The following is a 14,170-nucleotide window of genomic DNA, read 5'->3' as shown; positions in this document are numbered from 1 at the left end:
AAAGAATAGTCCTTAAACCTAAAAACTGCCTCTATTATAAAATATAACATCCTCTTTTTTATATAAAATATACAATTTTCAGTTATTATTTAATCTACATTAATTATGAAAAAATCTACATTTCTAATCATGTTTCTGATGTTTTTTACTATTCAGAAACAATTAATTTCACAAGCCATAAAAAGCTATGACACGGAACACACCATTAGAAAAATTAAAACGGCAAAAACGAAGAACTACTCCTACATTATTGGAAGTGCTTACGACGGAACACTGATAGCCATGAACTTTAACGGCGTAACAATTTGGGAAACCAATATTGGAAACGGTATTATGAATCACGATATATGCGTGAGTGATATTACCGACAATGGTAATGAAGAAATACTTGTCGCCAGCGCCAGCGGAACAACATATTGCCTAAGCAGTGGAGGTGAGATTCTATGGCAGTTTCAGCCAAATGAATTTCCTATGATTTCAGTTTGTGTTGTTAAAGATACTCAAGGCACACCCTATATTGCTTGTGGTGGTGGCGATATGAATTTCTATTATCTATCGGCTACCGGAGAACTATTAAAAACAATGCCCTCGTCTAGCTATTCTACCATATGGTTTAATCCAAAGTTTGATGATGGACATATACTTCACAATGTTCATACCATAAATTTTTTACGTGCCATACCGCAAGCTGATGGCTCAGATGTATTAGCTGTAAATGCTGTTATCAGTCATGGCGAACCTTCAACTGACTTGTATTTATTTAAACCTTTAGAAGACACCTTTTTTAAAAAGATAAATACGCCACATGAAAATGGTCGTATTGCAGAAATGCGGGTAAGAGATATTGATGAAGATGGCAATTATGAGCTATTACTTGGCGCTGCAAACGCTAATCAAAACCCAAATATGAGCATATTAGATGTTACTACAGGTACTATTACAACTTTTTATGCAGGACAAGAAATGAACCTTGCATTTGGTTATAGAGTTATTCAACCCGATGTTATAAAAGTAAATAATGAAACCTATTACTTTATATTAACAGGAAATCAAATAGGATTGATACCCGAATCTCTTGATGTTAGTAAACTAGAAGTCTTAACTGGTAAGTACTCTTTCAACTCTATGTGGAAAGACCCTTCTAGTAATAAAATTGTTTTAGGAAGCTCGCAAAGTGGTGGAAGCTGTATTCATATCATCGATTTAGATAATGCAAGTTGGAAACAGGAATATGCTGCATTAACCCCTCCTGGAAACATAACCAACATTCTTGCAAACACCCAAATATCAAGAAATGCGCTTAAAAGTTATGAGAAACCATCTTGGGAAAGAGATCCGTTAAAAGTTTATATTATGGATACACCAGTTGGGGCTAGCGATATTATTTCTAATATTAAAAATAATTATTCCAGTCCTGAGTTTCTAAATCACGTTTTCTCAAAAAATGTTGAAGATTGGGATCGTTCGGTACTAAACAATACTCATTTTGAAGAAGGACGTGATCAACGAAAAATATATGACTTAACTCAACAAGAAGTATTAAGCGCGTTAATTCCTGAATATGATAATGAGCCGGGCATCACTTTTCGTGGAGGCCACGGAAGGGATGTATACTTTTACAACCCTGAAACCACCAAAAAAGTGATTGATGGTGCCAACGGTAAAAAAACGGTTATCATTTATCCTGAGTTAGATGCTGATGTGGAAGAGTTTGAATTTGCAATGGATAATTTGTTTTATCCATTGGCAGAATATTCACAGGGTAAAAATGCGAATATTTACATTCGTAGCAAACATGCCTTTTGGTTTTCTACACCTTATACTCCGCACTGGTCTCACTTTTTAACGGGTGAATTCTCAGATGTTTTTGTTGCTGCCATGGAAGAAACAGAAGATATGTCGATGGATCAAACCATTGCAGGTAGAATGGGAATGTGGGCAAGCGGCGTAGTAGATGATTGGGGCTGCAGAGCTGCACGCGACAATACTAACTTTATGAGGTCACGTAGCTATAGTCATCAAATGTTACCCAACCACTTTTTACGTTATTGTATTTATAACATTGCATGTGGTGCCCGATACCCTCATAATTTCGAAGTAGATTCGGACTATATGAGTTTCCTATATGAATTGATTGCAAAGGGAGCCCTTTATGTACCCAAACGTTCTGAAATTGTTAGTCTTTCGCCGGTGCACCTGAGTATGATAACACCTGATGAAAAATTTTTACGCGAAGCTAATGATGGTAGTTGGACAGTTCGAGACGATGTTGAATTAACAGGAAATGATGCCTACGTATTTGGTCGTTTAACAGGAGGATGGTCAGGAGCACAAGTATCCGATTGGGATTTCTCTAGTTATGCATCCGGCGTAAAAGACCGTCGTTTAAACTTCTTGCCTCCTTATAAAAATGGAATGGTATTAATTACCCCTCCTCAAGAAGGAAAGTATGCCGATAAAACGGCTCCTCGGGGTTCTTTAACAGATCATTTACATCCGCTATACAAAAACATTACCAAGGAGTATATTACGGATGGACACAATTATTACTCTTCTGATGGAAATACAACCTATACTGCTAAGGAGTATTATCAAACCATAAAGAACGATATTGAGGAAAGGGCTAAAAAACTTCCATTAACAGTTTCGGGAGAAGTGGCATGGGTAGTTTCTCAAACATCACCAACACATTTGCGCTTAACCATTATTGATGGCGGTTACATCAACCCAAGTGACAAAACGGCTACTGTTACTTTTCATACGGTTAATCCTATAAAAATGACTGATATTTTAGATGGAACAAGCTATAGCGTCAGTAATTCTTCATCTATTGACGTGGATATTAAGTGCGGTTTATTCCGTTTTATTGATATCGAACTAGATAGCCCGCTTGGTGACATATCTGCTGTCGATGAAATTAAGTCAATGAGTGCACCATCAGGTATTAATACTACCGATGAAGTAAATGTGACAGTTCAATACGAAACGTCTGCTAGCAGAGATATTTATATTGGCTTACAAAACACTACCAAAGGAACAATGCATGGAGGCAAAACAACAACTGTCTCTAAAACTAATAATGGTACATTAACAGTTAGCATTACACCTAAAAATAATCCTTCGGTTAACGATACCTACCGATGGTTAGCCTACATGATGCCTGAAGGAGAAACATGGGAAGAGAAAATTGGAGGTAATACCACAAAACCTGTTGTTATAAGCAATTCTTTTACCGATGAAATAATATCTGTTGTTACGCCAGATGAAGTGTCGCTTGGTGAGGAGGCTAGCATAAACATTAACTATTCTGCTAGTGAGGATAGAGAGATAAATGTTGCACTTATAAAAAGAGGTCCATGGGCTTTATTAAAGCAAAAAAATATTCCCGTAAATGCCGGGCAGGATGAAATAAATGTAAACCTTACAATTCCGGATGAAACGGGTGAGTATTACTGTCGTGTACGCATAACAGCTAAAGGCTCTAATATGCAAATCCATCAGATAAATAAAGATTTTACAATTTCTGAGAATCATCTGAAAAACGCTGAAATTGACGCCCCATTAACTTCAACCGCTAAGCAGTTAAAAATATATCCAAATCCGGTAAATGAAATGTTACATATTGATTTGGATGCCAAAATAGAAAGTGATGCCAAACTATTTATCATTAACAATCTCGGAACAATAGTTTTAAGTCGTAGCTTAGTTAAATCGCACTCTATGTTAAATGTATCGAACTACAAAAGCGGTTTATATTTTGTTAAAATAATTAATGGAAATACAACAATTACACGTAAGGTTTATAAAAACTAAGGAATTGCTACTTTGACCAAGTAGATTTTCAGTTTATTAAACTGAGTTTGAGTTAGGAAATAGAATCCAGATTAATTAATATAGAGGGTGTTCAATGTAGATTGGGCATCCTCTTTTTGTATTGACACTATCTCATTAATTGTGTAACCAAGGGGTTTAGTTATACTATTGGGATACGATTTCTCAATAGCCCATATTTGGGTAATATTAATTATTATCTTTTGAATCCGGGTTAAACCCGAAATATAAATCGAAAATCATACAGGTTTTCAAATAGGTTCTCAATTTTCAGCTTTGATTAAATATAGGTTTAATGAAAAACTAAAAAGGCCATCTCAATTGAGACAGCCTCTTTGATATGATAAAAGAAAACTTTTTAGTTATAACGTTCTTCTGCTGTAATAACAGCACTTCCTTCAAAAACAGAAGAGCTTTCCTCTACAACAGGAGGGTTTTCTGTAAATACCCAATCTCCGTTAGCTTGTAACTGGTACACGATAGTGGTTAAAGTAGATACTTCTGTCGACTCTATTTTGAGCGTTCCTACACTCGTTTCTACATCTCCTAGAATAGTGTAGTCTTTATGTATTTCAACAACAGTAACATCTTCATGTTTAACAGAGTCTGTTAGAATATCTGTTTCGGTATAAACATTTTCAATATCTACCGAGAAGTTAATTCCATAACTTTGTTGATTTGTTGTATCACTATAAAGATTAGTTTCATAATTCGTTAGCTTCGGTAATTCAGCTGTTGTACTATTTTCAATCAATAAAGGCTGCTCTCTATAAACTTCCATAGAGAAAGGTGTCCCCCCTTCTATTTCTGTTAAACTATATATAGGTACCAATTTAATATCTGGCTGTAGCCAAGTTTCTTCCTCACAACTTACAAAAACAAGCATCAGAGTAAACACTGCTGTAAATAATATATTATTTTTCATCTGTTTAAATTTATTTTCAATGTTAATATGAAACCTGTCTGTCAGCAGACAGGCTTGCAAAATCAATTTAATCACCTTCTCGTTTGCCGATTTAGATAATCAAATTAGCATGTTTGTTTCATACTTTAAATACTAATGACCCTTGATAGGTAATGCCTATAATTCCTAAATAGAGGAGTTTAGTTATTTTTGCTACCTATACAAGCTTCATATATTTCTTTAATATTAATTAGTTCGCCTCTGCGTGAATAAACAGAGGCTTTCTCACATAATTATATATTACGGACGAGTTTGCAGAGGTACAAAACTTATATCATCCAAATAGAAAATTTGATCACCTGTAGCACTTCCATTATTTCCATCAGTAGTTTTAACCTGAATATTTAATTTACCAGAAGGTACTTCATCAAACATTACATCCTGACTCATTGTAACCCATTCACCTTTTGGTTGGTCTGAGAAATCCCACATTAAAAGCGTCCATGGTTTTTGTATTACAGCTCTAATAGTACTCATGGTTGTATTGGTATCTATAAATAATTTAAAAGATACACGGTACAAACCAGCCTCTGTTAATTGTCCGGCAAAATCTTCGCCAGCAAGAGACACAGCCTTAACCCCATCTCTAGCTGTATATTTCATACTTGCCGCACCTGAAAAAGGTCTTTCTGTATTACGTCCAAAAATTGGGTCTGCTTCACTTCCATTACCATTTCCTACCCAATAACCTACACAGAATGCCGATTTCCAGTTGGAATTGTAATCCTCATAACCTGCCCAGTTCGCATTTAAGTAATTACCTGCATAGTAATTGCTTGCTTCAATAGCTGCGAACGATTCTAACTGACGATCATCTCCAGAAAGAATAGTACTACCTGTATTATTATAAGCAACGGTTACTATATCTGTATTATAAATAGCCTCACCAAGGGTTAAACTAATTTCATTTTTTACTGCACCTCTTGCTGCAGCAATCACTTCAACTTGTTTATCAACGACCCAAGCATCGGCATTATTTACTATTACCGTAAAGAAATCCTCTTGATCGGTAAACGGAACTAATGCTCCTGAGATAGTTATGGCGATTGTTTCATCCTCTTGTACTTTAGGAGAATTTACTGCTTCTAAAAGTTTGGATGATTGCGTGGTTTCAATAAATAAAGGCATCTGAATTTCTGTTTCCGCCGATGGAAAGTCTCCTTTACGGATACCTTTAAGCTGCCCACTATACAAACCCATATTGTAATATGAAGCTGTGCGAGTTGAGTCGCCTCCTGAAGTACCATCTTCATATGAGGCTCCTTCTAAATACCACCATCTATCAGTTGGACGACCAACTTCGGTAATGTCAACAAAAGTTAGCTTCTCGCCAGATTCTATTGTAATTTTCTTCCATAAAGAAGAATCAGCCGGTATTTCATCTCCCGAATTAAAGGTATATAGTACTTCCTCAACACCATCTTCATTTTCCTTTTTAACTAAAAACGAAGGTTCTATCTCAGCATATACATCTACTACAAAAGAAGTATCAATTACCCATTCGTCTCCAACTTTGATAGCTTCTAAGGGAAACTCCCCTTTGAAAGAAACTTTCTCAGAAAAGGTGTTTTTTAAACGAACTGTGTTTAAACCTGGGTTATTAAATAACACATGAATAGTAGGGTCGCTTACTGATAAGCCTGCCTCTTCATTGATGAAAGAAGGTAGCAATGAATCTGCTTTTTCGTTCACATCAAATCCATTAATAAGATAATTATTACCTTCTTCAATAGTCCACGTATGGCTTGTTGCATTTAGCGAGGCATCCATAAAAGATATAAAGTAGCCTTGATTAACAGCAACATCATCGCCATGCGGAATACTTGAATACCATGTAACATCTGATAAACTATCTGGAGCTACATATTCGTCATCTTGACACCCTGCAAATAAAAGAAGTGCAAATAGTGCCATTATATTTAATGTATTTTTCATTTTTCTTAAATTTAGTTCTTAGTCAATCTCTGAATTTGATGTGGTTTCATCATTAGGTATCGGAAGCCAATCATGTATAGCCGGATTATAATTAAGGGCCTTTACATCGTACTCATTATCTATAACAGTTGTTTTCCCTGTATATCCTGGATCTACAACATCAACAATAGAAACCCTTTGCTCCGTTACCTCTTTATTATCTGACATTCTAATAAAAGTGAAATCTACACCATAATAGGTTCTACTTGCTAAATCTTCAAAACGTTCTTTTGCAATACCCCATCGGCGTAAATCGAACCATCGAGTAGAGAACCCTTCTAAATATGTTTCTAAAGGTTTTTCAACATACATAATGTGGTTCATCAATAAATCAGTATCTGCAAGGTAATCTTCTCCATCATAGGTATGTGCAATATCGGTACCTGCAGTACCTAATAAAACGAGGCCCCATCGTGCTCTTACTTGATTAATAAGATCAAGCGCCTTTTGTGTTTCGCCTGTGCGATGTAAGCACTCTGCCATATTAATATAAACCTCAGATAAACGATTTAATGAAACGTTTAGGCCAGACTCCCACCCCTCTTTTTCTATTAACGCTGGATCGTAATATTTCCTACACATACCAAATCCCCATCCATTATATGAGAAATTAGCCGCTTCGGCAACACTCTCTACACCACCATACCATGGCGACCTTGTATCTTCCACACAAGTAATTGAAGCAGAAGAACGTAAGGATACGTTACGCATGGTACGTCCTGAAGGAGCGGTTTCATCAACGTAGTAATTTCGATCGTCTAAAGGATCTAATTTCTCATTTTTGAATGTATGTACTAACCAAGCAGGAGTAATTGGTCCGCGTGTGCTGGCAGTTTGCTCAGCCCAACGATTGTGCATACTCACTTCTGACCAACGATTTAGTTCAACATCGTGATTTAAATTATAACTAATCTCGAAAATAGACTCACTATTATTCTCACCCTTAATAGAGAACATCTTACACTCTGCTCCAGGAATAACATCATTACCACTTACTAACTCAAGATTTTTGTTAGACATAACCTCATTATAAAAGAACATGGCAGAGTCTAAATTATTCTCATATAAATAACTATTCCCTAAAATAGTAGCTACTGTAGATTCCGTGGCTTTTCCTAACACATGGGTAGTACTTGATGATACACCTTTTAAGTTTTCAAAAGCAAAATATAAATCTGCTAAATAAAAATCGCGCACCTCTTTAGCTGGTGATAGTCCTGAATAATACTCTTCTAACTCATCAGGTACACTTCTTCCAATAATTACTTCTCCTTTGTTATAAGCTGAATACAAATAGAAATGAAATAAACCTCTTAAAAAGCGTGCTTGCGCCATTTGAAGATCTTTTTCTACCAATTCTTCTGCATCTGTTAACTCTAAATTATTAAGCGCTTTAATTACTTGATTAGCTCTAAATATGCCTTGATAACAAGCATTCCATTTTTTTCCAACTTCCTCAGAGCTATTATTATATGTGTTGTAATACCAATCTAACTTACCATTACCATTAGGTGTTGGTCTTCCGTACCCCGGCCAACCTTCATCTGTTCTGCATCCCTCGGCATCTAGACTAATTATAAAATGATTTAATAATGTTGAATATGTAGCTGTAATACCGGCATCAGTATCCTTTAGATTTCGCCAATAACTATCTGTTGTTAAACCGTTAGGGTCTACCTCTGTTAAGTAGTCTTCACAAGATGTAAATACTACAACCATCAGTAGAGCTACCATTAAAGACTTATATATATTTAATTTCATAATAACCATAATTAAAAATTAAGATTCATTCCTATAGAGTATACTGCTGTTACAGGATAGTTTCCTTTATCCAAACCTTTAGAATTAATGTTACCACCAATTTCAGGATCATAACCAGTATATTTTGTAATTGTAAATGGATTTTGTGCGTTTACAAAAAACCTTGCCTTACTAATACCAACTTTAGACAATGCTTTTTGAGAAAAGCTATACCCTAGGGTAATATTTCTAATACGTAAATACGATCCATCTTCTAACCAAAGATCGGTATAGCCTCTGTAGTTTTGACTAGCACTTTTTGCATCGCCCATGTAGGCAGGAATTGGGGTTACAGGGTTTGATTCGGAGTATTGATACAATAAATCTTTATGGCGTCCCCAACCAAAAGCTGTCGCTTTAGAACCATTCATAATTTCATGACCTATTGCTGCATACATTTGTATACTCAAATCTATCCCCTTATAATCGGCCGATAAATTACATCCTATTTCATATTCTGGTAATCCACTACCTACATATACCCTATCTGCACTTCCTATTTGACCATCACCATTATTATCTTTATAAATTAAATCACCCATTTGAGCAGAAGGAACTAGTTTTTGATATTCAGCTAATTTTTGATGGGTATCAACTATACCATCTGTAGTATACACAAAGAAGGCACCTGCCTCATAACCCTCTGCCAAAGCTGTTATTTGTGAAGTTTCTTTGGCTCCAGCAATTAAACCACTATCATCAGTCAACTCATAGGAGTTGTTTGAAATCATTTTGGTGATTTTATTTTCATTGGTAGTAAATGTTCCATTAATTCCATAATTTAACTTACCAACATGATCGCGCCATCCTATGGCGAACTCATAACCAGTATTGGTCATATCCCCTACATTTAGGGTTACTTTAGCATTACTTACACCACTTGTTGAACCTGGTAAGTTAATAGGGAATAACATATCTTCTTTCTCGGTATGGTAATATTCAGCAGAAAATGTTAGTTTGTTTTTAAAGAAAGCCATATCAAGTCCTAAATTATACATCACTGATGTTTCCCATGAAGCATAAGGATTTCCAAAAGAAGTTTGTGTCATACCTTGAGACAAATTAGATCCTTCAGGACCAAACGCATAGTTTTGTGAGGTAACACTTGCAGAGTAAGAGTAATCTGGAATACGATTATTACCAACAGTTCCTCTACTAACTCTCAACTTAACACCGTTCGAAAAATCTGTTAAAGGAGACCAAAAACCTTCGTCAGAGATATTCCATGCTGCAGAAACTGATGGAAAAAATCCCCATCTATTCTCCTCTGCAAAACGTGATGAACCATCATATCTTCCACTTACATTAAGCGAATACTTGCCTTTATAATTATAAAGGATACGTGCCAAAGTACCAATTTGCTTGTTCACATAATCTGTACCTGAGCCTACTTCAGAATTTATAGAAGTACCGTTCAGTACACTTATTGAGTTATCGAGAACACCCTCTCTACGAGCATAAAATTGCTCTCTTCTATTTTCTTTAATAGAGAATATTCCTTGTGCAGTAATCTTATGTTTGCCAAATTTAGCTTGATACCTAAGTCCTGATTCAGAAGTAATTCCCGTACTGATTATTGCATCGTTTCTTACGTAACTATCTTCGTTATTCGTAACGGGATCATCCCATATGGTTATTACATCTTGAAATGGTGCAAAACGCTTTCTGTATGAATTAAAAACATTATATCCAAAACGCGTAGATATATTTAATCCTTTTACAATCTCGTAATCTACATTTAAGTTAGCCAGTGCTCGTGTATTATTTGTATCATCGGTATTTTGTAAACTCTGAGTTACCCATCCTACTCTTTTACCATCATCTCCACCAATAGTAACAATCTGACCGCTGTTATCCGGGGAAATAGGTGCTTGTGTAGGCATATACTTAATGGTTTGGGTAATAATACCTCCTGGAGCAGCTTGTTTCTGCTCTGTTGTAAGTGCTAAACTGGCTTGAATATTCCATTTTCCCATTTTATAGGTAGTGTTAGCACGAGTATTGAAACGATTAAAATCTGAGTTAACGATAGAACCAACTTTCCCAAAATAACCTGCTACAACACTATAAGTTATCGATTTTGACCCTCCAGAAATATTAATATTATAGTCTTGAACAGCAGCATTATCTACAAATACATCATCGTTAATATTTGTATCGTATTGGAAAGATTTAGGGCTTTTAACCAAACTTAAATTGGCATCATTATCATTTGTTCCTGGATTACGGTTTTTAGATTCTATGATTTTAAAGTAAGTATCCTCTACGGAATTCATTACTGGGGTACTTGAACGGATATCCTGAATACCATAACTAGCATTAACAGAAACCTTTAAGGAACCTTCTTTTCCTTGTTTTGTAGTAATTAAGATAACACCAGCAGCACCCTCAACACCGTATATAGCGCAGGAAGCTGCATCTTTAAGAATATCCAGTGATTCAATTTCACTAGGACTAATACCAGGATTACCAATTTGTGGCACACCATCTACCACATAGAGAGGTGTATTACCACTTAGTGAACTGATACCACGGATTAATACTTCTGCCTGAGCTCCTGGTGCACCTGAGCTAGCTACAACATTTACACCTGCTACTTGACCTTGAAGAGCAGCTCCTAAATCGGAAGTTACCGTTTTAGATATTGTTTCAGAAGAAACATGAGCAACAGCCCCAGTTACCTCTTTTTTCTTTTGCGAACCATAACCAATAGCAATCACCTCATTTAGTGATATTAATTCTGATTTCATTGTTACATCTAACCTAGGGTCTGAAACAGTGGCTTCATATTGCTGCATACCTATAAATCTAAAAACAAGCACATCTCCTTTTATAGCTTTAATACTATATTTACCATCAATATTGGTAATGGTACCAACAGATGTACCTTTCTTAGTTACACTAACCCCAGGAATTGGTAAATTATCTGTTTCACTTACGATTACACCAGTAACAATTAGCTCTTGAGCTTGCGCTCCAATACTGCAAAAAAGCAGCACAAACAAGGTTGTGAGCAGGTATTGCCCCAGCCCTTTTTTCGAATTAAATAATCTTTTTCTCTTCATAGACTCTAAAAATTTTAGAAGCTTTTAATAATTAATATTTTTTTTTATCCTTCGGGTTTACTTAGGTGTTGACCAAGCTTTTAGTTTTATATTATTTATTGAAATTTGATTTCTTTCATGGGTGCTTTAGTTTCAATAATCACCTTAGCCTTACCCTTGTAAGTGTTATTTTCAAACACTATATTTTTTGATGTTTTAATAGAAATAGCAGGATTATGGGGATACAATTGAGGGAAACCTCCATTATTAACAATGGTATTTCCAGTGAACTTTAAACCATCAGTATTGGCTATTTCCAATATCCAGTTATCGAATTGATCTATTTTATTATTACTAATAACAATGTTTCTAAAAGCGATATTTTGATTATCATCATCGGTTTCGAAACGGATAATCCCACGATTTTGACCACCATGGGAACAGTCTTTAAACTCATTATTTGTAATGGTTAGATTCGATGAGCTTCCCGACTCGTACCAATATCCACTCTCAACTGGAATTAAAAGAGCTTCCTTCTCAGTATGAAAGAAGTTGTTTTTAATCAACGTTTTTTTAGGCGTCGATAACAATAATCCTCGAGCTCTATTTCTACTGATGTTACAATTCTCAACCAAGAGCTCAGGATATGCATCCAGATTTTCTAATAAATCACCCGCTTTTATATTCTTAGGTAAGGGCTCATTAAATGTGATAATCTGGTAACGACTATTTATATATTCGATACTTTTTATGCTTGCCTTACCATAAGGAAAAAATGAATCGGTTAACCTTACCAGACCAATGGTATCATTTGGTCTTCCAATAGTAAAACCTTGTTGCTGGTCATGCCCCATTCTTACGCCAAGGCGATTATCATCTAATATATCAACAACCTTTTGGTAAGTGCCATGTACATTTGAAGCGTCATCTAATTGATTGTTAAATGTGCAGTTACGAAGAATTACCTTTCCTCTACATCCCACAAAGTGAGTAGCGTCGGCAGTTGTTGATACCATACGACCGTGAGATGGCGTAACATTAAAATCATCCAGGGTTAAGTCTTCTGAATTTTCAGCAATAATACCCATTCCACCAGCGTGATGTACATTTACATTTTCGGCATTAAATGTTTTAGTATTAGTTACTCTAAACGCTGGTGCAACACGGTTATATCCTTGTTCACCTTTAGCAGAAAGAATCATTCCTACCTGTGGCAGCTTTCTTCTATGATTATAAATACGAACTAAACCAGGCTTAATCTCTTTAGCTATTAACCTATCTTCTAATTGAGTACCTCTTAATTTAGGTGCTCGTGGATCGATTTCGTACTTATAGTTAATTTTATCTAAGTTATGCTTAACCTTTAACTTCTTATAAGCAGTTAAAGGCGTGTACGATCTTGAACCAAATATAATCGCTTTACGAGTTGGATCATATAAAATGGTCTGTCCTAAAGTATGTTCATAATACTCTTTGATAAATACGAGCTGCTGATTTCTAATCACATATGGATAGTCATCGGAGATTTGCATATCAAAGGTTCCGTTTTTCTCATCATTCGCTACGATTAAACCTTCACTATGAAATGTATCATTCCAGTCAATCGACAAATTTTTAACGGTGATATTCGTACTCTCATCTACTAAAAAAGGAATCATAACGCCATGAAATATAAAGGTTGAACCTTGCCCGTCGATTGTTAGATTATCTAAACCTGTTATAGGAAAAGCTGTACGAACCATTACATTACAGTGGTTAGATATAAAACAATAAAACTCTTTACCTTTATCAGGATAAAAATGGTACGTTCCTTTTTCAAATTGCACCTCAGAACTCCCAAGCTCTTTGGCTTTCATCATCTTCGCTAAAACTGCTGGAGTGGCATCCTCTTTGATAGAGGTATCAAACATTACCTGCAAGAATCTTGGTTCTTTAGTTACGCAACTACTTATTGTTAATAAAATGGATAACAAGAAGGTTGAAATACAAATCTGTGTGATCTTCATATTATGAATGGTGTTTAATTTCATGATATAGAATAGCCATTACAGCGACTATTATTCTACGATTGTAAAGCTCTGTATTACTAAATTAGGAAGAGTCTGTTTTTGTAAAGCAATAGTCTCAGAAGGTTAATAACTGTTAATTACACACATATACATTATTTATGTATAACATTGATTAACAGAGTGTACTATGTTTACTCATAGAGACACTTAGGTACTCTATAGGTTAAAAGAATGAGCTTTTATTAACTTTTAGATACATTTTGAAAAAAAACATCTATTGAATGCAGAGAATATTGCGCATGATACGAACCGAAAATTTGAATAATTCAGGACACTGACTGGTAAGAAATATCAATTTCATTTAACTGGATTTTATAATCCTGTCTAAATTCTCATGAAACGCTACAATTAGGTTATAGATTTTCTAACGCATATTGTGGGTTTAGCCCGAAATATGCATTAAACATCCTATTACGCATTTAAACTACTTCAAAACAAACCATTTACTAACTTTCCTGAAATAACCATAGCGGTGCTATACCTCTTCT

At 35.3% G+C, this 14,170-nt stretch carries 6 protein-coding genes; 1 reads left to right on the top strand and 5 read right to left on the bottom strand.

What is annotated here, in order from left to right:
• The first annotated feature begins 105 nt into the window (after positions 1 to 105).
• Entirely contained in the window at positions 106 to 3,813 is a 3,708-nt protein-coding gene (locus tag A8B35_RS20945; RefSeq protein WP_083634629.1) for a T9SS type A sorting domain-containing protein, read from the top strand.
• 376 nt (positions 3,814 to 4,189) lie between these two features.
• On the opposite strand, the gene A8B35_RS20940 is transcribed toward A8B35_RS20945, so the two are convergent.
• From A8B35_RS20940 to A8B35_RS20920, 5 genes are all read right to left on the bottom strand, one after another.
• A complete protein-coding gene (locus A8B35_RS20940; protein WP_075603935.1) occupies positions 4,190 to 4,756 on the bottom strand; it encodes a hypothetical protein in 567 nt (188 codons plus the stop codon).
• A 279-nt stretch (positions 4,757 to 5,035) separates the two neighbouring features.
• A complete protein-coding gene (locus A8B35_RS20935) occupies positions 5,036 to 6,730 on the bottom strand; it encodes a hypothetical protein (protein ID WP_075603934.1) in 1,695 nt (564 codons plus the stop codon).
• 18 nt (positions 6,731 to 6,748) lie between these two features.
• Positions 6,749 to 8,530 carry a RagB/SusD family nutrient uptake outer membrane protein gene (locus A8B35_RS20930; protein ID WP_171973248.1) on the bottom strand — a complete coding sequence of 594 codons (1,782 nt, stop codon included), beginning with the start codon at positions 8,528 to 8,530 and terminating at the stop codon, positions 6,749 to 6,751.
• A gap of 11 nt (positions 8,531 to 8,541) precedes the next feature.
• Positions 8,542 to 11,634, bottom strand: a complete 3,093-nt coding sequence (locus A8B35_RS20925; RefSeq protein ID WP_075603932.1) for a SusC/RagA family TonB-linked outer membrane protein — start codon at positions 11,632 to 11,634, stop codon at positions 8,542 to 8,544.
• Positions 11,635 to 11,729: 95 nt separating this feature from the next.
• Complete coding sequence (locus A8B35_RS20920) at positions 11,730 to 13,619, bottom strand: right-handed parallel beta-helix repeat-containing protein (RefSeq protein ID WP_075603931.1); 1,890 nt, start codon at positions 13,617 to 13,619, stop codon at positions 11,730 to 11,732.
• Positions 13,620 to 14,170 lie beyond the last annotated feature (551 nt).

The sequence above is a fragment of the Saccharicrinis aurantiacus genome, from assembly GCF_001660705.2.
Lineage (GTDB): Bacteria > Bacteroidota > Bacteroidia > Bacteroidales > Marinilabiliaceae > Saccharicrinis > Saccharicrinis aurantiacus.
Note: the sequence above shows the minus strand (reverse complement) of the source record. Positions and strands in the feature narration are given on the sequence as shown.